This is a genomic window from Streptomyces sp. NBC_00647 (assembly GCF_045207245.1).
GTDB lineage: Bacteria > Actinomycetota > Actinomycetes > Streptomycetales > Streptomycetaceae > Streptomyces.
Genome location: NZ_CP109040.1, coordinates 1,793,453 through 1,817,662, shown reverse-complemented (window position 1 = coordinate 1,817,662; position 24,210 = coordinate 1,793,453). Strand labels below are relative to the sequence as shown.

19 protein-coding genes and 2 pseudogenes are annotated in these 24,210 nt (G+C 69.4%); 14 read left to right on the top strand and 7 right to left on the bottom strand.

Translation table 11 applies throughout. The features are described from left to right. Nucleotides 1-21: 21 nt before the first annotated feature. Nucleotides 22-930: an endonuclease/exonuclease/phosphatase family protein gene (locus OG788_RS07995; protein ID WP_406369757.1), complete on the bottom strand. Its 909-nt coding sequence runs from the start codon at nucleotides 928-930 to the stop codon at nucleotides 22-24. A 215-nt stretch (nucleotides 931-1,145) separates the two neighbouring features. Between OG788_RS07995 and OG788_RS07990 the strand changes: the two genes are divergently transcribed. After that, nucleotides 1,146-2,450, top strand: coding sequence for a DUF6986 family protein (locus OG788_RS07990; RefSeq protein ID WP_406369755.1), 1,305 nt, complete (start codon nucleotides 1,146-1,148; stop codon nucleotides 2,448-2,450). A 150-nt stretch (nucleotides 2,451-2,600) separates the two neighbouring features. On the opposite strand, the gene OG788_RS07985 is transcribed toward OG788_RS07990, so the two are convergent. After that, nucleotides 2,601-3,683 carry a LacI family DNA-binding transcriptional regulator gene (locus OG788_RS07985; protein ID WP_406369753.1) on the bottom strand — a complete coding sequence of 361 codons (1,083 nt, stop codon included), beginning with the start codon at nucleotides 3,681-3,683 and terminating at the stop codon, nucleotides 2,601-2,603. A 238-nt stretch (nucleotides 3,684-3,921) separates the two neighbouring features. Here OG788_RS07985 and OG788_RS07980 point away from each other — a divergent pair, with 238 nt between their 5' ends. The 3 genes and pseudogenes from OG788_RS07980 to OG788_RS07970 all read left to right on the top strand — a co-directional run. Then, nucleotides 3,922-4,875, top strand: coding sequence for an ROK family protein (locus OG788_RS07980; protein ID WP_406376703.1), 954 nt, complete (start codon nucleotides 3,922-3,924; stop codon nucleotides 4,873-4,875). Between the two features lie 240 nt (nucleotides 4,876-5,115). Next, nucleotides 5,116-5,313 (top strand): hypothetical protein, encoded by a 198-nt coding sequence (locus tag OG788_RS07975; RefSeq protein ID WP_406369751.1) that lies wholly within the window; start codon nucleotides 5,116-5,118, stop codon nucleotides 5,311-5,313. 412 nt (nucleotides 5,314-5,725) lie between these two features. Next, a pseudogene (locus OG788_RS07970) lies at nucleotides 5,726-6,236 on the top strand (leucine zipper domain-containing protein); the annotation flags it as partial. A gap of 577 nt (nucleotides 6,237-6,813) precedes the next feature. On the opposite strand, the gene OG788_RS07965 reads toward OG788_RS07970, so the two are convergent. Continuing rightward, on the bottom strand, nucleotides 6,814-7,038 hold the full coding sequence (locus OG788_RS07965; RefSeq protein ID WP_406369750.1) for a hypothetical protein: 225 nt from the start codon (nucleotides 7,036-7,038) through the stop codon (nucleotides 6,814-6,816). 46 nt (nucleotides 7,039-7,084) lie between these two features. Here OG788_RS07965 and OG788_RS07960 point away from each other — a divergent pair, with 46 nt between their 5' ends. Beyond that, a complete protein-coding gene (locus OG788_RS07960) occupies nucleotides 7,085-7,417 on the top strand; it encodes a DUF6233 domain-containing protein (protein ID WP_406369749.1) in 333 nt (110 codons plus the stop codon). A gap of 364 nt (nucleotides 7,418-7,781) precedes the next feature. On the opposite strand, the gene OG788_RS07955 is transcribed toward OG788_RS07960, so the two are convergent. Further along, nucleotides 7,782-7,904: a hypothetical protein gene (locus OG788_RS07955; protein ID WP_406369747.1), complete on the bottom strand. Its 123-nt coding sequence runs from the start codon at nucleotides 7,902-7,904 to the stop codon at nucleotides 7,782-7,784. Between the two features lie 168 nt (nucleotides 7,905-8,072). Here OG788_RS07955 and OG788_RS07950 point away from each other — a divergent pair, with 168 nt between their 5' ends. Together OG788_RS07950 and OG788_RS07945 are read left to right on the top strand one after the other, a co-directional pair. Next, nucleotides 8,073-11,786 carry a tetratricopeptide repeat protein gene (locus OG788_RS07950; RefSeq protein ID WP_406369745.1) on the top strand — a complete coding sequence of 1,238 codons (3,714 nt, stop codon included), beginning with the start codon at nucleotides 8,073-8,075 and terminating at the stop codon, nucleotides 11,784-11,786. A 175-nt stretch (nucleotides 11,787-11,961) separates the two neighbouring features. After that, nucleotides 11,962-12,738 (top strand): annotated as a pseudogene (locus OG788_RS07945) (DNA ligase); the annotation flags it as partial. Between the two features lie 123 nt (nucleotides 12,739-12,861). On the opposite strand, the gene OG788_RS07940 reads toward OG788_RS07945, so the two are convergent. After that, entirely contained in the window at nucleotides 12,862-13,776 is a 915-nt protein-coding gene (locus OG788_RS07940) for a hypothetical protein (protein WP_406369744.1), read from the bottom strand. Between the two features lie 419 nt (nucleotides 13,777-14,195). On the opposite strand from OG788_RS07940, the gene OG788_RS07935 reads away from it, so the two are divergent. The 5 genes from OG788_RS07935 (at nucleotide 14,196) to OG788_RS07915 (ending at nucleotide 19,855) form a co-directional block, all read left to right on the top strand. After that, complete coding sequence (locus OG788_RS07935; protein ID WP_406369742.1) at nucleotides 14,196-14,396, top strand: hypothetical protein; 201 nt, start codon at nucleotides 14,196-14,198, stop codon at nucleotides 14,394-14,396. A 292-nt stretch (nucleotides 14,397-14,688) separates the two neighbouring features. Then, nucleotides 14,689-14,922, top strand: coding sequence for a hypothetical protein (locus tag OG788_RS07930; RefSeq protein ID WP_406369740.1), 234 nt, complete (start codon nucleotides 14,689-14,691; stop codon nucleotides 14,920-14,922). A 36-nt stretch (nucleotides 14,923-14,958) separates the two neighbouring features. Next, the gene (locus OG788_RS07925) at nucleotides 14,959-15,144 is read left to right on the top strand and encodes a hypothetical protein (RefSeq protein ID WP_406369738.1); all 186 of its coding nucleotides are present in this window, start codon (nucleotides 14,959-14,961) and stop codon (nucleotides 15,142-15,144) included. A 250-nt stretch (nucleotides 15,145-15,394) separates the two neighbouring features. Next, on the top strand, nucleotides 15,395-16,960 hold the full coding sequence (locus OG788_RS07920; protein ID WP_406369736.1) for a restriction endonuclease: 1,566 nt from the start codon (nucleotides 15,395-15,397) through the stop codon (nucleotides 16,958-16,960). Between the two features lie 183 nt (nucleotides 16,961-17,143). Then, the gene (locus OG788_RS07915) at nucleotides 17,144-19,855 is read left to right on the top strand and encodes an AAA family ATPase (protein ID WP_406369735.1); all 2,712 of its coding nucleotides are present in this window, start codon (nucleotides 17,144-17,146) and stop codon (nucleotides 19,853-19,855) included. 45 nt (nucleotides 19,856-19,900) lie between these two features. Here OG788_RS07915 and OG788_RS07910 read toward each other — a convergent pair whose 3' ends face one another. Continuing rightward, complete coding sequence (locus tag OG788_RS07910; protein ID WP_406369733.1) at nucleotides 19,901-20,059, bottom strand: hypothetical protein; 159 nt, start codon at nucleotides 20,057-20,059, stop codon at nucleotides 19,901-19,903. 111 nt (nucleotides 20,060-20,170) lie between these two features. Between OG788_RS07910 and OG788_RS07905 the strand changes: the two genes are divergently transcribed. Beyond that, nucleotides 20,171-21,052, top strand: a complete 882-nt coding sequence (locus OG788_RS07905) for a hypothetical protein (protein WP_406369731.1) — start codon at nucleotides 20,171-20,173, stop codon at nucleotides 21,050-21,052. Beyond that, nucleotides 21,027-21,593 (top strand): hypothetical protein, encoded by a 567-nt coding sequence (locus OG788_RS07900; protein WP_406369729.1) that lies wholly within the window; start codon nucleotides 21,027-21,029, stop codon nucleotides 21,591-21,593. The genes OG788_RS07905 and OG788_RS07900 overlap by 26 nt, the downstream gene beginning before the upstream one ends. 54 nt (nucleotides 21,594-21,647) lie before the next feature. Here the strand turns inward: OG788_RS07900 and OG788_RS07895 are convergent, their stop codons facing one another. Next, entirely contained in the window at nucleotides 21,648-24,113 is a 2,466-nt protein-coding gene (locus OG788_RS07895; RefSeq protein ID WP_406369727.1) for a hypothetical protein, read from the bottom strand. Nucleotides 24,114-24,210 lie beyond the last annotated feature (97 nt).

Here is a 24,210-nt window from a genome sequence, read left to right as displayed (position 1 = left end):
TCGTTCGTCCCGGGCCCGGGTTCACCCAAGGGTCAGGGACGCCTGCACGGGCAGATGGTCGCTCGGGAACTGGCCGTTCCGCGAGAAGGTGCTGATCGACGCCCGGTGCACGGTGACGCCCGGGGTGGCGAGGATCCAGTCGATGCGTTCGCCGTCCGGCGTCAGCGGTCGGTAGCCGTGGAAGGTCGCGTAGAGCCTGCTCCGCTCGGCTGCCGTGTCCCAGGTGTCGGCGAGTCCGGCGCCCAGCAGGATGTCGTAGGCCGCGTTCCCGTGCGCCGCCGCGTTGAAGTCGCCGGTCACCAGACACGGCAGGGAGGCGTCGAACTGCGCGATCCTCTCGGCGATGAGGGAGGCGCCCCGTGTACGCGCGTACTGCTTCGCGTGGTCCAGATGGGTGTTGAGGACGTGGAACTCCCGTCCGCCGTCCCGCAGATCGCGAAAGCGCACCCAGGTGGCGATGCGGGGAAGCGTGTTGCCCCAGGTCCTCGAGCCGATCACCCCGGGCGTGTCGGAGAGCCAGAAGGTCTCGTGTCCGACCGGGGCCAGGCGGCGCGTGTCGTAGAAGATCGCGACGGACTCGTCGCGGCTGCCGCCCTCGCGGCCGGTGCCGATCCACTCGTAGTGCGGTGCGAGATCGGACTCGATGTCGAGCAGCTGCCGGTAGAGGCCCTCCTGCGTGGCGAGGACGTGCGGCGTCTCGCCGCGCAGCAGCTCACGCATCACCGGGCGGCGCACCTTCCAGCTGTTGGGTCCGACCCTGCTCGCGTAGCGCAGGTTGAAGGTCATGACGTCCAGGCGGGGGCGGGCCCGCCACGTGGCGGAGGCCGACTCCGTGCCGAACAGGGGCACGGCGAGCAGGGGCATGGCGAGGGTGGTGACCACCGCGGTTCTGAGCCCCACGCGTCGGGTCACTCTGCTGGAGTCGGGCACGCGTGCTCCTTCGGTCGCGAGTCAGGATGGGGGTGCGCATCACCGGAGGGGAAGGAACCGAGACAGGCTGCCCGAAGCGACCGAGGCGCGAGTGAACGCTGCGGGGCGGCGGAGTGTCCCGCGATGCAAGAGGGTGTTGACCCGCGGGAAGCTCGCCGGATAACTTCGTTCTACGGATTGTTGATTCCGCACTGCGGAAAACGGGAGGGTGTCGGATGGGTCAGGGTCAGCAGGAGAAGGTGGCGACGAGCCTCGCGGGCGCCGTCAGTGAAGCGATCAGCGCCTCTCTCGCCCCCGTCGACGCCGAACTGGAGCGCCTCTACCCAGGAGACCCCGGCACCCGGCAGCCCGTCCATACCGTGTACGTCCCCGGAGACGCCTTCGCCGCCGACACCATCCGCACCTGGGGTGACCGTGCCCTCGCCGCCCTCGACGAACACGCCCCGGACGCCGCGTCCTTCGCCGCGGTCCTCGGCCTCACCGACGAACTCGCCGGACCCGTGTACGACCGCGTACGCGCCAAGCTGGAGCGCGAACCCGTCGAGGACCTGCGCGTCGACTTCGAGGACGGCTACGGCCCGCGTCCGGACGCCGAGGAGGACGCGACGGCGGCCCGCGCGGCCCGGCTGATCGCCGAGGCGTATGCGAACGGCACCGCGGCCCCGTACATGGGCATCCGCATGAAGTGCATGGAGGCACCGGTGCGCGACCGGGGCATCCGCACCCTCGACATCTTCCTGACCGGTCTCATGGAGGCGGGCGGCCTGCCCGAGGGTCTCGTCCTCACCCTGCCCAAGGTGACGTACCCGGAGCAGGTCACGGCCATGGTCCGGCTCCTTGAGGAGTTCGAGAAGGCGCGCGGCCTGGAGCCCGGCCGGATCGGCTTCGAGATCCAGATCGAGACGAGCCAGTCCATCCTCGCCGCCGACGGCACGGCCACCGTCGCCCGCATGATCCAGGCCGCCGAGGGCCGCGCCACCGGTCTGCACTACGGCACCTTCGACTACAGCGCCTGTCTCGGCGTCTCAGCCGCCTACCAGTCGAGCGACCACCCGGCCGCCGACCACGCCAAGGCGATCATGCAGGTCGCGGCCGCCGGCACGGGCGTACGCCTCTCGGACGGCTCCACCAACGTCCTGCCCGTCGGCCCCACCGCGAAGGTGCACGACGCCTGGCGCCTGCACTACGGCCTCACCCGCCGCGCCCTGGCCCGCGCCTACTACCAGGGCTGGGACATGCACCCCGGCCACATCCCGACCCGCTACGCGGCCGTCTTCGCCTTCTACCGCGAGGGCTTCGAACAGGCCGCCGCCCGCCTCGCCCGCTACGCCGGCCACGCGTCCGGCGACGTGATGGACGAGCCCGCAACCGCCAAGGCCCTCAGCGGCTACCTCCTGCGCGGCCTGGACTGCGGCGCCCTGGACGTCCCCGAGGTGGCCCGAGCGACCGGACTGACCCGCCGCGACCTGGAGAACTTCGCCGGTCCGCGGCGGGGGGATCTGACGGTTTCGGGTCATTGACATCCTCCCGGGCCCGAGGGCCCGGGATTCCCGTCTGTTCCCGCACGGTCTGCGGACCGGTCGGGCGCCGGGACGGCTCCGCCCAACGGCATGCGGAGCCTCCGCGCGGCAGCGCCCTCAGGGCGCACGGAGACCGAAGCGGCCACCGGTTCAGCGCGCCGGCGGCAGTTCCCCCGATCCCCGGGTGATCAGCCGGGTCGGGAGTTCTATCCGTTCCGGGGCGATGAGGTTGCCGTCGAGCTGGCGGAAGAGGCGTTCGGCGGCGGTGCGGCCCAGGGCGGCCGCGTCCTGGGCGACGACGGTGACGCCGGGCTCCAGGAGGTCGGCGAGCTCGATGTCGTCGAAGCCCACGAGGGCGACGGGCCGCCCGCGCTCGGCGATGACACGCACGACGGTGACGGTGACACGGTTGTTGCCCGCGAAGACCGCGGTGACGGGCGAGGTGCCGGAGAGCATGTCCTCCGCCGCCCTGCGCACCCGCTGCGGATCGGTGACGCCGAGGGACATCCACTCGTCCTCGACCGGTATGCCGGCGTCCTCCATCGCGGCCCGGTAGCCGCGCAGCCGCTCGGCGGCGGTGTGGATGCGCGGCATGTCGCCGATGAAGCCGATCCGGCGGTGGCCGTGGGCGATGAGGTGGGCGACGCCGTCGCGGGCGCCGCCGAAGCTGTCCGACAGGACGACGTCGGCGTCGATCCTCCCGGCCGGGCGGTCCACGAACACCGTGGCCACGCCCGCCTTTATCTCCGGCTCCAGATAGCGGTGGTCGTCGCCGGCCGGGATCACGACCAGCCCGTCCACGCGGCGCGCGCACAGAGCGAGAACCAGTTCCTGCTCGCGGTCCGGGTCCTCCGCGCTGGAACCGTTGATCAGCAGCGCGCCGTGGGCACGGGCCACCTCCTCGACCGCGCGGCTCAGCGGGCCGTAGAAGGGGTCGGCGAGATCCTCCAGGACCAGCCCGATGCTCGCGGTGCGGCCCTTGCGGAGCACCCGGGCGCTGTCGTTGCGGCGGAAGCCCAGCGCCTCGATGGCCTCCTGGACGCGCCGCTCGGTGTCCGGGGTGACCCCCGGCTCGCTGTTGACCACGCGGGAGACCGTCTTCAGGCCGACTCCCGCACGCGCCGCTACGTCCTTCATGGTCGGACGGTTTCCGTAGCGGTTATCGGATCGGCGGGCGGTCTCGGCCACGATGTGCTGTCCTGTCCTGTCGTCCACGGGGATGCGTAGGTCCATGGGGTTGTATGAGGATGTGGCGTCGAGCATAGAGCCTGGACAACGTTGTCAGATGCGGGAGACACTGTCCACCGCAATCTCCGGCCTGCGCCTTCCCCAGGGCGCACGGTCCCCGTCGTCCGCCGACGCCCTCCGCGCGGCGTGCGACAGGGCCCGATCCTGCCCGGTTCCCGGCCGGGGACCCCGGGCCCGCGGCGGGGCGGGCCCGTTTCGACACCCCATGGGAGACCTGACTCTGATGCACACCGACCTCGTGGCCGCGCTCGACATCGGCGGCACCAAGATCGCCGGAGCGCTGGTGGACGGCCACGGCCGGATTCTCCTGCGCGCGCAGCGCGCGACGCCCGCGCGGGAGGACGGCGACACCGTGATGCGCGCCGTCGAGGACGTGCTCGGCGAGCTGACGGTCTCCCCGCTGTGGAGCAGGGCCGGAGCCCTCGGAATCGGCAGCGCGGGCCCGGTGGACGCCTCCGCCGGCACGGTGAGCCCGGTGAACGTGCCCGGCTGGCGCGGCTACCCCCTGGTCGAGCGGGCCGCCAAGGCCACCGGCGGACTGCCCGTCGAGCTGATCGGCGACGGCGTGGCCATCACGGCGGCCGAACACTGGCAGGGCGCCGCCCGCGGCCACGACAACGCGCTGTGCATGGTGGTGTCCACCGGTGTGGGGGGCGGTCTTGTGCTGAACGGACAGCTGCACGCCGGCCCCACAGGCAACGCGGGCCACATCGGACACATCAGCGTCGACCTGGACGGCGATCTCTGCCCCTGCGGTTCCCGCGGCTGCGTCGAGCGCATCGCCAGCGGCCCGAACATCGCCCGCCGCGCGCTGGACGACGGCTGGCAGCCCGGCCCCGACGGCGACACCTCGGCCGCCGCGGTCGCCGAGGCGGCCCGCGCGGGCGACCCGGTCGCCGTGGCCTCCTTCGAGCGGGCCGCGCAGGCCCTCGCGGCGGGCATCGCGGCGACCGCGACCCTGGTCGAGATCGACATCGCCGTCATCGGCGGGGGAGTGGGCAAGGCGGGCGAGGTGCTCTTCACGCCGCTGCGCAAGGCGCTGGCCGACTACGCGACGCTGTCCTTCGTCCGGCGGCTGACCGTGGCGCCCGCGCTGATGGGCACGGACGCCGGGCTCGTCGGCGCGGCCTCCGCCGCGCTCAGCCGGAAGGCACACGCGCCCGCCTCCCGCGTCTGACGGCGACGGTCCCACCGGCGGGACCACGACGCGGTGGCTTCTCAGGTGGAGCACCGCGTCCGTCCGGCTCGGCCGGGTCGAGTGGATCTCCGTCGTACTGATCTCCTCCGAACCGAGCTCACTCGTGCCGTCGGCGGGTCTTCCCGGAGTGCCGGGCATGCCCGGGGTGCCGAGCGCCGGCCCGGATGAAGGTGCCTGATCCACCCGTGACTCCGTCCGGCCTTCGTAGTTGAACCGGGCATGAAGAAGCGCAGCATGCTCGCCATCGCCTCCCTCGCCACCGGGTTCGTCGTCGCGGCGATCACCCCCTCCCACGCCCTCGGCGCGGACGCCCTGAGCGATCTGAACGTCAACGACACGCTCAGCACCGTCGATCACACGCTCAGCAGCGACAGCCTGGCGGTCGACGAGGGCGCCCTCGGCGGTCAGGAGAACTGAAGGACCGCACGTCGCGCCGGTGTCCCCGCCATGGGGCACCGGCGCCGCGCTTCCGGCGCCCTCATCAGCGGCTGGTTTCCATGGCAGGGTGGAGCGGGCAAGCCTCAGGGGGCCAACAGAAGAGGGGGAATCGTGATCGTCTGGATCAACGGTTCAACCTGGAAAGTCGCTGGTCAGCGGCTTTCCTGCTGGAACGCCCTCCAGGAACCTAGCCTGAGTTAGCTTCAGTTAGCTTTACTTAGCCTTGGTGGGCAAGATCGTTCTCCCATTCGTCTCCCATGGAGGCACGGAGCGAGCCCGGGCGCTGGCTGTGCTGGACGTTGGTGGCACGCGTGCTGGGTGCTTGGACAGGTGAGGGCCTTCTGTGTTCGGTGTGGATTGCGACATCTACACCCGACCGCAGGAGGCCCTCGTGTTCCACCGTAATGCCCCGCTGACGCCGACCGGCAGGTTGCGTCTGGCGCGCTGCGTCGTCGAGGGCAGCTGGCCGTTGCGGCGGGCCGCAGAACGTTTCCAGGTCAGCCGCACCACCGCCGCCCGCTGGGCGAATCGGTACCGACGGCACGGCGAGGCGGCATGCAGGAACGCTCCAGCCGCCCTCACGCCAGCACCGCCGGGCGTCTGCCGCGGACAAGCAGCAGGTCGTGCGGCTGCGACGCGAGCACCGGATCGGCCCGGTGAAGCTGGCGGCTCGGTGCGGCGTCGCCGCGTCCGCGGCCCACCGCATCCTCGTCTGGCACCACCTGCCCGCCCTGGCTGCCTGCGACCGGGCCACCGGCGAGCCGGTCCGCCGCTACGAACGCAGCCGACCCGGCAAGCTGGTCCACATCGACGTCAAGAAACTCGACCGCATCCCCGACGGCGGCGGCCACAAAGTTGTGGGGGGCCCAGGGCGCCGCAACAGGACCGGCACTGGATGCGCCCCCTGCGCGGTCGAGCGGCGCCTGGCCCAGTTTTGAAGCGTCAGCCGCTCGGCCTCCGACAGCATTACAGGTTCCAGCCGGGTATCGCCCAGGCCCACAGCACAGCGTGAAAGCGCGACCTGCCGCAGCCGAACACTGCAATCTGAAACCGAAGACGCCTCCCGTGGCGACCCACGACTTAGCTGAGCAATTCGGCCGGACAGCAGCAACCGACTGGGGAGGCCGCACCGATCACCGAGTTGTCGCAGGTCGCACTCCCCTCTGCGGCGCCGAGTTCCTGCAGCGGGCGGGGTTGCCCGACCCGGACCCGGCATGGGTGGAGGCGTCGACGCTCATCGAGTGGCGCGGCGGTGGCCCGGAAGCCTGGGCGCACTCACCAACCGGTCGTCGCTCGGCCACTCCGTGAGCAGGATCCCGGTCTCCTCATCCGCGAGGGAGATGTGGGCGCCGGGTACGCCCCAGGTGCCGATCCAGGCAGGGATCTGGTCGCGGGCCGCCGCCTCGCTCCCCCATCAGCCGTGCAGCACGCTCTTGTCGCGGAGGGTCAGGGTGAGGTGGAACCGCTCGGCTGCGTCGGTCACGTCAGCCGGATCCCGCGCGGCCGACGCGGCTCTCGGACGATGGCGCCTTTCGTCTCCAATTCACGGAGCTGATAGTGCACTGAGCTGCGGCTGGTCATTCCGACCGCCGCGCCGATCTCGACGACCGTGGGTGCTTCGCCGCGGTCGACGATGGATTCGCGGATGGTGCGGAGGATGTGCTCTTGGACGTCGGTGAGGTAGTCGACCCTGTGTCTGGCCATACACCAAATTAGAGCGCGTGTTCGATTTATGGCGCAAGCTGGACGCATGCACGACCTGCCACCCGACCTGCCCAGACTCCGCACCCTACGGACCTGGCACGCCCTCTGGGTGGACCGCCTCGACCAGGCGATCGCCGCGGCCGAGCAGGGCGAAGCGGAACGCGAGCACGGACGGCAGGCCCGGCCACCGCAGCCCGACTGGATGATCGAGCACGGCCTCAACGGCGGTCGGCCCGTCTACGTACACCTCGGCCACTGCCACATGAAGGGGAAGCGCAGCAGGAACGCCTCCCGCGACCAGGCACGCCAGGCACTCGCCGAGGGAGTGCCCGCGTGCACGCACTGCCGGCCGGACACGGAGCTCGGCGTGCTGGAGTAGCCTGCCGGGCGGCCACCGGCCGTGCGGATCATGGTGATGACATGGAGTTTCCGGTGGATGTCGCGCTCGCCGAGGCGGTGCCGCGCCTTCCGGTGGGAAGCGGCTGGTGGTACGAGATCAAGTTATGGACAGGGGTTTGACATTGTCCGCTGTCCACACACCAGAGTGGGAAGAAAAGTGCCCTGGGTTCATGGTTGCACCGTGCACTTTCGGTGATTGTGCAGCCGTCCCGTATCGCGTGTGGGGGCCAATGGCATTGGGGCTGCCCACGTACCGCGTTCCTGCGGTACGTGGCCAGGGCCACAACCGATAAACCCCATAGACGCGTTGGAGAACACCGGGGCCAGCGTGATTGCCGGTCCAGTTATGACGACAGTTGTTGCAGGAGCCAGTTGGTGACGGCTCGGGCGACGCCGGAGACGGCGCCGCGAAGCACGGCGCGGGCCAGTGCTAGCCGCTCGGGGCGCGTCAGGCGCTCCTTGGACATGAGACCTCCACGGATGCAAATGGGGTGGACGGTGGATAGCCGGCCGGCTTGGAATCCACAGTCGAGGCATCTGCAAGATCCACTCCAAGTTGCGACAAGCAGACAACAAGTCGTGGGATAAGGGCTGTTCACCCCGTATGCCAGACAACATCCGGTCATGATGGTGCGATGAGCGGCGACACGGTGGGCCGTCCGGACAGGCGCCCGAAGAAGCTGAAGCGAGCTGTGATCGGACCAGGCCCGCTGCGACAGCTGAAGGATCTGCTCTTCGAGGCATACACGGCGGCAGGCGAGCCGACCCTGAATCAGATTGCCGCGGCCATCGAAAAGGACGAGACCCTATCTGGGGCGCCGGGGCGTGACACAGTCCGGCGGTGCATCAGTGACCCGAACGTGCCGGCTGAGCAAGCAGACGTGGTTGCCGTCGCCGTTGTCTTGGCGCGCTGGGCCAGCTGGGACAGCGGCCACACGGCTTCTCGCATCGCCGATCTCTGGGTCGAGGCCCGGCTGGCAGCCCCGCCGCCAGGCAGACCACTGCACGAAGTGACTGATCCGTTTGAGTTGGAGGTCCACCGCGCCATCAGCGCTGACCTGCTCACTGCCCCTCCCAGGCTTCCCGTCCTCCCGGTCTACATCAAACGGGATCACGACGCGAGGCTGCGCGTCATCGTCGAGGCCGCCCAACGCGGGGAGAGCCAGTTTGTGATGCTGACAGGCGGATCATCCACCGGTAAGACACGAGCGTGCTGGGAAGCGGTGCGCCAACTGCCCACCGGATGGCGCCTCTGGCACCCGTACGATCCCACCCATGCCGAAGCCGCTCTGGCCGGCATTGAGCAGCTCGCCCCCAATACGGTGGTCTGGCTCAATGAGTCCCAGAACTACCTGCTGACTACGTCCGACCTCGGTGAGCGGGTCGCGGCGAAACTGCGCACCCTGCTTACCGACCCCGACCGTAAGCCCGTGTTGGTCCTGGGCACCCTGTGGCCCGAATACTGGAGCACGCTCACCGCTCTCCCTGAGCCCGGAGCCCGCGACGACCCCTGCCGTCAGGCCCGTGTACTGCTGGCAGGCCGCGATCTACCGGTTCCGCCGAACTTCAGTAGCGTCGACCTGCGTGCCCTGGCAGGCCGCACGGACGAGGACCCACGTCTGGCCTACGCTGCCCACCATGCGGAGCAGGGTGCCATCACCCAGTACCTTGCCGGCGCGCCAGCCCTGTTGGAACGGCTGCGCGCCGCACCGGACGGCGCACGTGCACTGGTTGAGGCAGCTATGGATGCCCGCCGACTCGGCCACGGCCCCGCCCTCCCACTGGCACTCCTCGCGGCCGCAGCCCCGGGATACCTCGACGACGCCCAATGGGACCATCTGCCCGAGAGCTGGCTCGAACAGGCACTCGCATACAACGCGCACCCAGTACGCGGCGCACACGGACTCCTAACCCGCATCCGCCCACGCCCCGGACAACCCGCTTCCGCCCAACCTCACTACCGCCTGGCTGACTACCTGGAACAGCATGGCCGCCGTTACCGTCGTACCGCCCCCACCCACTCCGCGCTCTGGAACGCCCTGATCACCCATGCCCTGACGTCCGACCGTCTGGCCCTCGCCACCGCAGCGCATAACCGCTCCCTGCACCGAATCGCCTTTGCCCTGTACGCCAGCACAGCCGATGCCGACAAGGCTGAATCCCTGGGAAAAGGAGCGAACTGGTTGGCGCGCGCTGGTCGACTGCAGGATGCGTTGCCCTGGTTCGATCATGCCGCCGAGGCCGGGGACACTCGAGCTCTGGCATCAGCAGCCGAGTATTTGGCAGAAGCAGGTCAGCTGGAGGAGGCGTTGCCCTGGTTCGAGCGCGCCGTCGCCGCAGGCCACACTCGTGTTCTTGAAACGGCGGCCAAGCACCTGGTGGACGCTGGCCGGGTGGAGGAGGCGCTGTCCTGGTTCAAGCGCGCCGCCAAAGGCGACACCCATGCGCTGTGTACGGCGGCCGAGCACCTGGGGCGTGCTGGCCGGCTGGAGGAGGCGTTGCCCTGGTTCAAGCGCGCCGCCGCCGCAGGCTACACCCCTGTTCTTGAAACGGCGGCCAAGCACTTGGCGGACGCGGGTCGGTTGGAGGAGGCGTTGTCCTGGTGCGAGCGCGCCGCCGCCGCAGGCGAGACCCCTGTTCTTGAAACGGCGGCCAAGTACCTGGTGGACGCGGGTCGGTTGGAAGAGGCGTTGTTCTGGTTCGAGCGCGCCGTAGCCGCAGGCAACACCAGTGTTCTGTCAACGGCGGCCGAGCACCTGGTGGACGTGGGTCGGTTGGAGGAGGCGTTGCCCTGGTTCGAGCGTGCCGCCGCCGCGGGCAGCACCCATGCGCTGTGTACGGCGGGCGGGCACCTGGGGCGTGCTGGCCGGGTGGAGGAGGCGCTGTCTTGGTTCGAGCGCGCCGCCACCGCAGGCGACACCCATGTCACAGGGATAGCGGCCGGGTATCTGATGGACGCGGGTCGGTTGGAGGAGGCGCTGTCCAGGTGCGAGCGCGCCGCCGCCACAGGCCACACTGGTGATCTGCGAGCGGCGGCCAAGCACCTGGTGGACGCAGGCCGATTGGAAGAGGCGCTGCCCTGGTTCGAGCATGCTGCCACCACAGGCAACATCACGGCTCTGCGGACGGCGGCCCAGTATCTGGTGGACGCTGGCCGGATGCCGGAGGCGCTGTCCTGGTGCGAGCGCGCCGCCGCCGCAGGCAACACCCATGCTCTGCGGATGGGGGCCGGGTATCTGGTGGACGCTGGTCGGCTGGAGGAGGCATTGGCCTGGTGCGAGCGCGCTGCCGCAGGCGACACTGGTGCCCTATGGACAGCGGCCGGGTGGTTGGCGTGGGCTGGTCGGCTGGAGGAGGCGTTGCCCTGGTTCGAGCGTGCCGCCGCCGCAGGCGATACCCACGCCCTGCGGACAGCGGCCGAGTGGTTGGGGCATGTTGGCCGGATGCCGGAGGCGCTGTCCTGGTGCGAGCGCGCCGCCGCCGCAGGCGACGCCGGTGCTTTGTGGTGGGCGGCCGGGCGACTGGCGAGGGCCGGACGGTTGGACGAGGCATTGTCCCGGTTCGAGCGTGTCGCCGAGGCCGGCGACATACGCGTCCTCTGGACGGTGGCCGAGCGACTGGCGAGGGCCGGACAGTTGAACGAGGCATTGTCCTGGTGCGAGCGCATCGTTGCCGCAGGCAACACCCATGGTCTGCGGATGGGGGCTGGGTATCTGGTGGACGCGGGTCGGCTGGAGGAGGCGTTGCCGTGGTTCGAGCGCGCCGCCGCCGCAGGCAGCACCTATTCTCTGCACAGCGCGGCCGGGTCTCTGGTGGACCCCTATCCTCTGGCAACGGCGGCCAAGCACCTGGTGCACGCAGGGCGGCTGGAAGAGGCGCTGTCCTGGTTCGAACGCGCCGCCGCCGCAGGCAACACCCACGTTCTGCAGACGGAGGCCGTGTATCTGGTGCACGCCGGGCGGCTGGAAGAGGCGCTGCCCTGGTTCCAGCGCGCCGCCGCCGCAGGCGACACCCATGCACTGGAAACGGCGGCCAACCACCTGGTGCACGCCGGGCGGCTGGAAGAGGCGCTGCCCTGGTTCCAGCGCGCCGCCGATGCGGGCATCGCCGGCAATCTGTCAACGGCGGCCAGGCACCTGGTGAAAGCGGGCCGACTGGAAAAGGCGCTGCCCTGGTTCGAGCGCGCCGCCGATGAGGCCGACCTGATGGCTCTGATCGGCGCCGTTGATTGTCTGGTGAGAGCCGGACGACGCAATGACGCCCGGCAGCTTGAACGGTACGGCTGGGAACCCGAGAGATCCATAGCCGACCCATGGACTCCACCAGTACCTGCCCCGAGCAACTCTTGAGTCCACCCGTAGCTACAGCGGAGTGCCCTGTCCGGACCGGATCGCCCCAGATGACTTCTGTCTGCGCAACCGAGCGAGATCGCAGCAGAGGCGCAGAAGCACCGTCAGTCGATGATCGCGATACCGTGCGAGTATCTGCGGACAGCTCAACAGCGCATAACCGAAGTTCGATGGTCACCGGGCGGTCATCTGGCGCGAAGGTGAGACAGCCCGCGTGCAGGCCCGGTCCGGGCGGGACGTCACCAGCGTGTGGATGGACCTCGCGCTGGCCGCGGTCCGTACGCTGCCGCCCGGTACGGTCTTCGACGGGGAGGCGGTCATCTACCGCGACGGGCGGGTGGACTTCGGGGCCGCGCAGTCCCGGGCTGCTTCCGCTCTGCCGCGCGCCCGCGACCTTGCCGACCGGTGTCCGGCCACGTTCGCCGCGTGGGACCTGCTCCAGCACCCGACCCAGGGTGATGTCCGGAGCCGTACGTATTCCGAGCGCCGGGCTCTGCTCCTGGACGTCCTCGCCGATGTGCCACCGCCGCTCCAGGCCGTGCCCGCCACCGATGATCCGACCGTGGCGCAGGTCTGGTACGACACGCTCCAAGAGCAGGGCATCGAAGGGATCGTGGCGAAGCGGGCCAGCTCTACGTACCGGGCCGGGCGGATCTGGCAGAAGGTCCGGCACGCCGAGACGGTCGACGCTGAAGTCGTAGGACACACCGGGCCCGGGGCGCGGCCGCGCGCCGTCGTAGTCGAGCTCGCTGACGGGCGGCGTTTTCTGTCGCGGGCCCTCACCGCTCCGCTCGCTGCGGCAGTGTCCGCGCACGTGGCTGTCACCGGTCCGGGGAGGCGGGCGCGCAGCCGGGCCACGGGCAGCTACACGACCGTCGCGCCGGGCCTCACGGTGGAAGTCCTCGCCGGCACGACACGGCACGTGGTGGTCACGGTGACCCGCGTCCGCTGATTGCCCGGACAGAGCACCGGACACCAGACGACCGCCGGACAGGCCCGGGACTTCCTGCCCTGCGGCATCGATCCGACCCGTCCGTCCACTCACGGGGCAGACACAACTGCCACTTCAAAGGGGCTACAGAGGCGGGTTGGGAGGGAAGAACCCGAAGATACTCCGCGTCAGTCGGGTGGCCTCGGAAAGCCCGTACCGGAACGCGAGCCGAGCGTAGACGAGCACGGGGAACACCACGAATGCCGGCGGCACGAAAAACTCCGCTGGCGCCCCCAAAGACGACAGGACAACGAACGAGACGGTCACGATAACTACCGCCCACCGGCAGGCGGTTGCCAGGCGCCGCCCGTCGAGCCGGTCGGGTTCAAGTGTGGCCTGCTCGGCCAGTGCCTCCGCTGGCAAAATCGCGGTGAAGTGACCAGCGGCGATGTTGTTGGCGGCAAGAGCTGCAAGTTCGGCCAGTTGTTTGGCGGAGGCCGTGCGGTCGGCAGCCAGCAGGTCTGCCACCTCGATGAAAGCGGCGTCGACACGGCTGAGATGTGTGGTCAGTGCTCTACGCAGGGCACGGCGCTGGCCGAAATCTTCGGCCACGTGGCGGGCTAACGCCCGCAGCAAGGGACCTAACTCGGAGACCTGCTGGCCGAGCTTGATCGCTTCCCCGTGTCGGGCGTTCCGGCGGGCGACGGTTGCGCTGGCCGTGAGCAACTTCAGCAGAGGATAAATCGGCTGTGAGCAGCGCGGTACGGTCTCGCCCATCGCTGCCATTTGAATCCAGCCGAAGCCGAGGGTGAGCACATTGAAGATGAGGAGCAGGTGGACCACGTTGTCCCAATTGAGCACACCCAACGTGCAGTCCATGTCGGTCTCCGGTTCCAACACTCCCCCGGGCGTACACAGGCCGCGGTTCAAGGCCCAAGCCAGGGCCGTGAAGGCGTCAGTAATGACGGTGATCTTGAGCATTTCCCGCAGATACGTTCGCCGCTCATACGCCAGCGCGGCACGGATGGTGTCGCCTTCCAGCTTGACGTTCAACTCCACTGCTGCTGCCTCACCTGCGGCTACACGTTTCTCGACGCTCCGGTGATGCAGCCGCAGTATCGGGCGTGCCCAGGAAGGTCGACCTTCAGAAGCCACGCGTCTCCCCCAAGCCATCAACCGGTGGAGGCAGCATAGGAGTATCCACAGGCGGCAGGCACGCAGTCGTCTGACTACGACAACACCAGACGGAATTTAGGTTCTCTTGTCCGCTCGACCTGGACCGACCCCGACGGCACGCCCCGCGCGTCCGCCGTCAGTTACTACAGGCCCAGCGCAGAGCACCGGAAGGCTCGGCTCGAGGGCGAGGGCTGCACCGCGTACGGATCGTCGAGACCAAGCCGGGTGAACTGCCAAAGGCCTGACGCTCGACGGCCAACGCCGCTACGTTGACGCCTTCACCACGCACATCTGGGGGCGCAATGAAGGCCGTCTGGTACCTGCTCGCTACCGTCCTGGGCGGCTTGGCCCTGGTTGGCCTGCAGCGGATCGCGCACTACTCCGACGCCGCGACGCTCACCGGCGACGTCGGCATCACACTGCTCTGCCTCGCAGGGGCATGGGGCTGTCTCAGGCGCGTTGCGGTCATGCGGGAGGTTCCTGAGCAGCCGCCTCAGGGCTGAGCCGGGGCAGCCGCTTGGCCTCCCGTGGGGAGCCGGGAGGAGCGGCGGGCCCCGCCGCCCGGAAGACGTGGCGGGACCCTGCGGGGCCCAGGGGGTGGGCTGTTCTCACCCGGGGAGGGGAGGACCGCCACACGCACACCATGTACCCGGAACCGGCCATGGGGATAGATCGCGGCTGAAAGTCTTCGATCGTGGTCGCCCCCGTGCTAGGCGGCTTCCGGCGTGCGCCTCCGACTGGGTGACATGCCCAGGCGAAGCCGTGCCGCCTCGGTCGACCGGGCGTTGGCACGGCATGGAGCCCGGAGGCGAGGAACTGTCAAACCTGCTGGACGAGCCTGGAGAGCTGCTGCCGCTGCTGACCGTCGGGGAAGCGCGGGCGCTGCACTACGTCGCCCACCTACTCGGTCTGGGTGATGCCGCCGGGGCGGACGCGGCTCGGGAGATGGAGACGCGGCTTGAGCGTCGGCTGAAGGTGATGTTTCCCGGGCAGGACATCCTGCTGAGTTCGGTGTCCTATCACTGGTGAGGGCGCGCTGTCAGACCCACCAGCGATGATGGCGTCATGACGATCACGATGACGAGCTTTGGCCTGACCTGGACCGATCCCGACGGCACCGCGCAGGCGTCCGTCGTCTCCTACGACCGGGCGAGCGCCGACGATCGGAAGGCGCGGCTTGAGGCTGGTGGGGCCACGGACGTGGAGATCGTCGAAATCAAGCCGGGTGAGCGGCTCCAGCCGAAGGGCTGAGGGCGTGGCATCCGGGCTCTGGGCGTGGTGATCGTCGGGGCGTAGCGTCGCCTTCGCAGTACAGGGGCCACCCGCATCGGCCCGCCGTCCCGATGGGATGGCGGGCCGTCTGCGTTTCGTCTGGCGGTCCGGGCGGGTTTCCCCGTGTCCCAGCGGCACCGGTCGCTACCCGGCCTTCCGGACCGCCATCCTTAGGAGACGTCCCGGAATTGCGCAACAGAGTCGCAGATGTAGGCAAAGATGACCAGGTATGACCCTCCGTAAAGAGGAACGCCCTGATGCGGCGGACGACGGCCCCGAGATCAAGCCCTGGCATGGGTCGGAGCTGCTTCAGGACCTCCACGCGCTCCGGGCGCTCCCCAATCCACAGCGTCGTGGTTACAAACTGGAAGAACTGCTGGAACGCATGTTTCGGCAAGCCCACTTCCACGCCACTCGCAATCCGAGGATGGCCGGCCCCCGGCAGACCGATTTGGCGGTCGTCTCCCACAATCACCGCTACCTCGTCGAAGCGAAGTGGAAAAATCACCCCGCCGGAACGAACGACATCGACGCGGTCCGCAGCCGCCTGCGCGATCACGACGGCACTGTCGTGGGCCTACTGTTCACGATGGCCGGGATCACTGAGCCGGCAGACAAGAGGATCACCGATCTTCGCAGGGACGGCCTGATCCTCGTTTTCGACGAGGTGGACATCCTTCTTGCGTTGCGGGACCCGCAGGAGTTGGACCGCCTTCTTCGCCTGAAGCACGATGAACTCGTTGTCCGCGGGCGTGTCCATCGCGGCGAAAAGGAGCGGGAGGCCGAGAAGGCCGCCCGCAGTTCGGGCCAGAAGGCAGGGAAGCTGCCTACAAGCCGCTACGGGCTGCTCAACGGCAGCGGGGACACGGTGCCATGGTTCTACGGAGCAGGAGGGTTCAGCCCCGGGGTCTTCTGCCTCGACCTGCCCGATGTCGACTGGGTGCCGGCTGCGGGAAGCGGCGTGTGCCTGGATATGCCAGTCACCGCATGGGGCCAGCCTGGCCTCCTCCGCCTCCTTGACGCGCTGAACGAACTGGGGTGGATGGGAGAGCGGAGTCAGTGGAGCATCCAGCAGCATGGCCGGAACTGGCATGGCTGTGGCGCCGATGGCTTTGCCGAGGCTCTCAGGAACTGGGAAGAACGGACCAGTGAGCTTGAAGATCCCCACCACAGCGAGGAGTTCGTCTACTTCGAAGTTTGTGACGGCGGTTTCTACACCGTGTCAGGCAGCATCTCCGCAGAAGAAACGCGCCATGTCATGCGCTGCAATGTCTCCTTCCAGCTCATCGGAATACCGCTGGACCCTGGCTCGCTGCAGCAGCTCTACCGGCAGTTCGACGTCCCCAGCCGCGGCTACTTCCGTCCGTTGGTCGAACGGTCAGTCACCCGAGAGCGATTCGACGGCCGCATCCCGCTGCAAGTGCTGGGGTACATCATCGAGCCCGCCGATCAAGGCTGGGACGAGGAAGACTGGGTCGTCGGCCTTCTGGCGGCGAATCCCTTCTACGGTACTGACCTCCAGCCGCCCGACGATCTGGCAAGCGACCTGGACCGCACAGGCGTGATCGTATGCAACCTGCGCTCGTACCATCCCCTCAGCAAGCCGCAGGAGCGCTACGAACTGTGGTCGTACGAGCGGGCTAGGACCTCAGACGCCCACGCGCTGCGCATTGTCGCCGAGTGGTGGGAGTCCGAGGACAACGACGAGCAGCGACCGGCTGTCGGGCGGGCCAGAGCCGGGTACTTCACCGACCAGGTTCGGGAAGTTTCGGTTCAGGGGCCTTTGCTGGCATAGGTGGAACAGTCCGGACGCGTCGGGCGTGGCCGTGAACAGAGTGGGTAGGGGCGGCCGGGACCGTCATCCGTTCCAGCCCATCTCGTACACCTCGATGCCGCCCTCGTACGCCGTGTACGCCACCCACGCGCGCCGCCCCTGCTGCACCGCGGCGCCCGGGTCTGCGCCTGAGAGCATTGCGTCATGGGTGTGAGCGGAGCCGTACCGCAAGGTGATGATCATGATGCAACACAGGAATTCATCGGGGAGCCCCCGCTGGACACTGCGCAGCAGTTGCGAATCCGGGCCACCCATCGCGGGTTCACGTATCAGAATCTCTACGCTGTTGGCTGCCTGCTGAGACTGCGGGACGCGGGCGCTGAGAGCTTGCTGGTGGAGCGCGACGAGGACCTGGAGGTGGTGCTCCCAGGCCGCCGCCTGTATCTCCAGGTCAAAACGCGCAAGAGCGGCGCCCTGGTCTGGAGCGACATCCGCGACGCGCTCGATCAGTACCGTGGAGTTCGGGCCGAGCATGATGCAGGCCGGCGCAGCGGCAGTCCCTCGCTGATCGTGATCACCAATGCCCAGCCTGGACCTGACCTGCTGGGCAGGACAGTCGCCGTGGACTGGCCCAGCGACGTTCATCTGCTGTACCCGGGCAGACCTTCTGAGGCTGAGGCGTGGCTGCCGACGCCGGCGCCCGACCTCAAGGCCATGATGCAGTGGTGCACGGCCGAGGCCAGCAATGTCCGATTCGCCTCGCTCAAACCGCGGACGCTGGTGGAGAAACTGGCGGCCCGGGTGCAGTACGCGTCCACGGGCGCTCTCGGTCAGGGCTTCGCAGCAGCGGACCTTGCCCAGTTGTTCGAGCAGTTCGTGCAGGAGCTGCAGGCGTTCCCGGAGACCCCCGATACCTACCGACCCCAGAAGACCGATCCCGAACTGGTCGGCGAGCAGCCGGTGCGGCTGGTGGTCGGGTACTCAGGCGCAGGGAAGACCACTTGGGCAGCGGATGCGGCTAAGCGGTGCTCGCTGCCCGTGACGTACTGCGATGTGGCAGATGGCGTGTCGGCCGATGCTCTCGTCGAGTCGCTGGCCCGGGAACTCGCGGCCAGGCACCTCAGCGGTCCGGCGGGAACGGAGCTGCCCTACGGGTCGAGCCTGGATGTCCTGCGAGCGGTCCATCGGCGGCTGGAAGAAGCGGGGATCATCGTTGCTGTCGTCCTCGACAACGCCCACCGCGTTCCCGTCGACGGACTCCGCGCGCTCATTGCCGCGCTGCCCACTGCACAGTTGGTCTTGTTGGCGCACCCCTGGCCTGACCAGCCCGTTCTTGAGACTCATCTCGGAATCGCCTCGCAGGTGCTGCCCGGATGGAGTGTCGACACCGTGGTTGAGGTCTTCGCGGCTGAAGGCTGCCGGACTGACTACGCCACGGCGCAGCGCGTCATCACGCTCACCGGCGGTCTGCCCTTGTACGTCGGTCAGGCCGCCGTGCTCGCCCGCAGCCAGTACGGCGCCGACGTGGCCGAGTTCTGCGACGCGTTCGGGGAGGGGACGCACGCAATGTCCACTGCTCAGGAGCGCATCCTCGAGCGGGCCTTCGCAGGCCTCGGCGAGACGGCTACGGCACTGGCCGGCCTTCTCGCCCTGGCCGAGGTCCCACTGAAGCAGGACGAGCTGCAGCTGTTGGCTGCGGGCATGGGGCTGGCGAGCCGGTCGGTCAACGGCCGTGCTCTTCGAGAGCTTGTTGGCCCCGGGCTGACGCAGTCGTTCGGGGACGGTCACCTGAAGCTTCATGACGCCGCACGCCCTGTCGTCCCGCAGGTGCTTGAAGGTCTCGACGAGGAGACGGCCGACCGGTTGCAGCGGATCTTGTGCCAGATCGTGGAGGGTGACTGGGATCCCGCGCGACGTTCCCGCTGGATGCGACTGCTGGGCTCAACGGGACAGATCGGGGTCCTGATCGCCCTCACCGAGGAGGAGGGGTTCTTCGAGCGTGACTACCCCCGTGAGGTGCGCGCCGACCTCGCTGACACGGCGCGTGATCCGGCCTCGGATCCCGCACTGCGGCTCGACGCTCACAACGCGCTGGCCGCATGGGCGTTCAATGAACGAGACATGGAGGCGCTAGCCTCACATGTCCACGCGATGGAGACGATTCATCGAGCCGGACACCCGGACTTCGGTCCGCGAGAGGCCATGCTCGTTGCCTCCCGACAGTTCCGTCTCTACGGCCCAGCGGGAGCCCTCACACAACTTCGCCGAGCCTTCGCCGAAGCACACGCCCAGACGCCTGCTCCCTCCCGGTTCGACCGGGGCTTGCGCTACGAGTACGCCGGCGCTTTGTGGGAGGTGGGAGAATACCGGGAGGCGGGCAAACTCGCTGCGGGACTCACCGACACCTACATGGACCACCTCGGGCTCACACATCCCGACATCCTGCTACCGGTCGAGGTGCTCCACGAGCGATGCGTCAGCCACGCCACACCAGACGACTTCAAGAGGCTCGCCGACTGCTTCGGCCTCCTGGTCAAAATCGCGCGAAAACTCAACAGAATGGACTTCGAACCCTGGGCACTATGGGCGTTTAAGCTCTACAACGCCTCCGGCGCCACGCGGTCGGCCATTGACTCGGGGCAGGACCTCGCAGACGTGGAATGCTGGACAAATCCCGCCGGGGCGCTGAAACAGCTCGACTCACTGCTGCGCGCGGCCCAGGAGAACAACCTCCTGGACATGATCGTCGGGATTCGTTCACAGCGTGCCTTCGTTCTAGCTCTCGCGGGCGACGTACCTGGTGCCCGTGCGGAGATGGAAGCCCTCGCCCGGTACGACCTCACCCCCAGCGAGAGCGACGACATCCGGCACCAGAGCCAGCTCATCGAAGAGATCGCCAATCCATCTCCTCGATGAGGCTGATCGCCTTCGCGCTCGCGTGCCGAAGAGGTCATTGCACGCTCAGGTGGGCTTGCTCGACGGCGCGCGGCCCGGCCCGCTGCCACGGGGCGACACGCCGAACTGGGCGGCAGGCACGAGGAACTGACGGCGCGACACGGGCAGCTGGAGCAGACCCATACCGCCCTCGAAGGCCAGCACGGCGCCCTGCGCACCGAGCACGGACGCCTCCAGGGCGAGGCCAAGGCGCTGCGCACCCGTACCGAGGAGCTGTCCGGTGAGAACGACCGCCTAGCGGAGGCGCAGAACCGGCTGATCGCCGACCTGGCCCGGGTGCAGAGCGAGAACACCGGCCTGCAGGCCCGGCTCGGACAGGACGAAGAGCACCGTGCGGAGCTCAGGGAGACGATCAGGCGGCTGGAAGCCCGGCTCGATGCGGAACGGGAGTGCCACCGCCAAGAGGCGGCCGCACTGCGCGAGCGGCTCGACGCCCCCGGTGCGGCGGCCGGACCGGCAGCGGGTCCCGGCGACGACGGCCCGGTCTCCGCACCCGCCCCGGGCCGCGCGGCGGAGCCGGAGCCGGACGCCGGCGGCGAGAGTCCGGGGCGCGGGCCGGTAGCGGTTGTGGACCTGGGCGTGCACGGCGGATCCGGCTGTGCGCTGGTGCGCTACCCGGACGACCTCGGCTCGTGGCGGGTGCTGCGCGACGGCGAGATCGCAGGGACGCTGCGGCCCGAGCACTCCCTGCACGGCACCTCGCTGCTGGGCTGGTCCGCCCGCACCAGCCACGCGATCCCGCCGCACCCCCCATTCCGCCAGAATCACTTCGCCAACCGTGAACAGGCCGCAGGCGCGGTCATCCGCCACCACCTGACCACGGCCAGCACCCGCCCGGCGGCCGCCGCGGTGATCCCGCTGGCCACCGCCACCGAGGAGCGCGGCGGCCGGCTGGCCCGGCTCCCCGAAGAGGTCCGGGCCGCCGCCCTGCGCACCGCGCTGCGCGTGCCCGGCGAGGATGACCTCACCCGGCTCACCGCGCTCGACGAGGCGGCACTGGGCCGGGGCAAGGAGGCCCAGGCGCTGTTCCGCGCCCTGGAGGACCTCCGTCCCCAGAGCCCCGTGCAGGAGGCGGGGCCTATCGACCTGGGCGTCATCGGCGGCCGCGCCTGGCGGCTGGAGCCCCCACTACGTGGGCGGCTACCGGGTGCTGGCTGACGGCACCGACGTGGGCGCCGTCGCCCCGCTCCGGCGCCGCAAGACCGACGTACCCCGGTGGACGGCGGTCCACTGGCGGCGCTCCCTCGGCCGCGGCCCGGCCCACGCCAGCCGGAACGCCGCCGTCGGTGCCGTGATGGCGGCGGAGGTGGCCTGGGTGCCGCCGCCGGACCTGGACGACGAGGCCTACCGGCGGATCCCGGCCGCACTGCGCTCCGTCCTGCACGACGCGGCCGCCCGGATCGACCTGCGACGCGGCCGGCTCGCCCAGATCCAGCCCGGCGCCTACCGCCAACAGCTCCACGCCGCCATCGGCCAGGCCCGGCGCACCGACACCGTCCGGATCCGAGGCCAGTACCTGACCGTCCTGCTCGACGCCGCACGCGAAGACCTCGGCGCACCGAGCAGCGCGCCCGCACAGGGGCAGTCGGCGTCGATGCCGCCTGCGCGAAGGCCGCACCGCCTGTCTCCTGAGATGCTTCGGCACGTGCATGAGCAATTCGGTTCCCACGGTTCGCTCAGGTGCCTCCGGACGTGGTGAACATCTGCTGTCCGCTCTTGCTCTCGTGAACAAGGCCACGCCGTATGAACGGCGTTATAGCGTGCCGGGCGGGGCGTATTCCGACGGTTGCCATGGGGGTGTCGGCGTGCCGTCCGGGTCGAAGCCGTGCGGCCACAGTGTTTCGAGGATGTCGTCGGTACAGCCGTGGTCGACGGCCTGCCGGAGGAGGCGCTGCGCTCCTTCCTTGTCCCCGGCCTCTTCCCGCATCATGACCAGGCGGTAGGGGGCTTCTGGGTCGCGATGGTCGGCGGCTTTCAGGGCGAGGGTTTCGGCACCTTCTCGATCCCCGGCCGCCTCCGCCATCAGCGCCAGGCGGTCCAGGGCCTGGGCGTTGCCGCCGTCGGCAGCCTGCCGAAAGAGGCGCTCCGCTCTTTGCTTGTGCCCGTGCTCGTCCTGTCTCACGGCCAGGCGGTACAGGGCGTCGATGCTGCCGCCGTTGGCGGCCCGCTGAAAGAGGTGCTCCGCTCTTTGCTTGTGCCCGTGCTCGTCCTGCCTCACGGCCAGGCGGTACAGGGCGTCGGCACTGCCGTGGGCAGCGGCTTCCTGTGCCAGGGTTTCGGCGTCTTCCTGATCCCCGGCCGCCTCCCGCGCGATCGCCAGGTGGAACAGGGCGGTGGGGTTGCCGTGGTCGGCGGCCTGCCGGAGGAGGTGTTCCGCCCTCCCAGCGTCGTTCCGTCCCAAGGCCAAGAGGAGCAGGGCACCGGTGCTGCCGTGGGCGGCGGCTTCCTGTGCCAGGTCTTCGGCGCCCTCCCGGTCCCCGGCGTGCTCTCGCATCTGCGACAGGCGGAACAAGGCCCCGATGTTGCCGCCGGCGGCGGCCTGCCGGAGGAGGGGCTGCGCCCCTTCCCGCTCCCCGGCCTCGTCCAGCATCACGGCCAAGTCGTGCAGGGCGTCGATGCTGCCGCCGTCGGCGGCCAGCCGGAGGAGACGTTCCGCCCTTTCCCGGTCCCCGGCCCTCTTGCACTGGTCGGCCAGGAGGCGCAGGGCGTCGGTGCTGCCGTGGTCGGCGGCACGGTGGCTGAAGAGGTGGGCCCATTGCAGGCGGTGGCGCTTCCCGGCTGCTTGGGCGAGGTTGTACAGGTCGTCGGGGTGGGTGAGGCAGGTGTGGGCGGCGTGCCAGAAGGAGGCGGGCGGGCACAGGCGGCTTCGCGTGGTGCGGCCGTGTTGTTCGAGGTAGTCGGCGAGCCGGAACACCGGCCCCTCATACGGCGGGGCAGGAGTGTCAGCATCGATAAAAGAGACGGGCGGGCGTCGTGGGGCTCGGGGGGTTGTACGGCGCAGGGGGGCCTGTTTGCCGTGGACGAGTTTCGCGAGCTCGGCGTAGGCCTGTTCCGCCCAGTCGTCGGTGAGCTGGTCGTAGTCGGTGTCGGTGAGGTAGTCGGTGGCGGCGTCGATGAGGAAAGCCTGCGGGAGGTGGAGGCCGACGCCGAGGCGGCGCGCGTCCATCGCTGCTTCCAGCAGCGCTTTGGCGGCCGGGCTTGCGTGCTGGTAGCGGTTGAGGAGCTCGGGGGCGCCGGCCAGGTCCTGGGTCACTCGCCCGTCGGCGCGGGCCCGGCTGAGGGCGTCGGCCAGCAATCGGTCACCGCCCTCGGCGACGGCAGTCGCAACGGCCAGGGCATCGACGTCGAAGACGTCGGGGACGGTCAAGGTGTGGCCAGAGAGCAGTTCTCGTACCCGGCTGTGCGGATCTTTCCCCTTATCTTTCCCCTTTGGGTCGGGCAGGGCGGTGTACTGGCAGGCGTAGTCGGGCCAGAGCGTGCCCAGCACGAGGACCGGCCCGCGCTCCGGGCTGACCAGCAGGTGGTGCACTGCCGCCGCGATCTCCTCACCCGCCGTCCGGCTCCCGAGGTAGTGCTGGGCCTCGTTCAGCCACACCACCGTGCGCGGCCCGACGCGGTGCAGATCCGCCAGCGCGGCCTCGGCCCGGGTCGGATCGAAGGGATGCCACAGCCGCCATCCCTTCCCCGCCAGCGGCTGCACGGCCTCCCAGCAGGCCCGTGTCTTCCCGGTCGACGAAGCGCCCACCAGGACCACGATCCGGCTGCTGCCGGCCGCCCCGTCCTTCACCGCTTCGGCCAGCACCCGGTCGTGACTGCGCTCCACGTATCCGGGCAGGGCCCGCACCCTGGACCTACCAGAGCCTGAAGCGGTCTGTCCGGGCCCCGCAGGATGGACCTCCAGATCGTGCGGATCCCACTCCCCGATCGGCCTGCCGGGCACCGACTGCTCACCGCCCCCACTCTTGCCGACTCCGGCCGCCTCGCGCTGTAGCGTCAGCAACTCCTCGACCGGCAGCTTCAGTACGAGGGCCAACGCCGTCACGGTCCTCTCCGAAGGAACCGGCCCGTCGGCCTGGAAAGCCTCCGAGACCGTCGTACGGCTCAGCCCCGCCAGACCGGCCAGAGCCTTCTTGTCCAACCGCTTGCGCTTGAGCCCGGCATCGAGTCTCCGGCGCAGTTCGGCCAGTGCCGGATTGTTCCCGTCTTGCTCGTCGCGCACGTGCTTGCCCCCGGGCCGTGATGGTGTTCGCCGTGTTCAATCTTTGTCCCGGCGAACACCGGCGCACACGACTTCCGCGACCTTCGATCACGTCAAC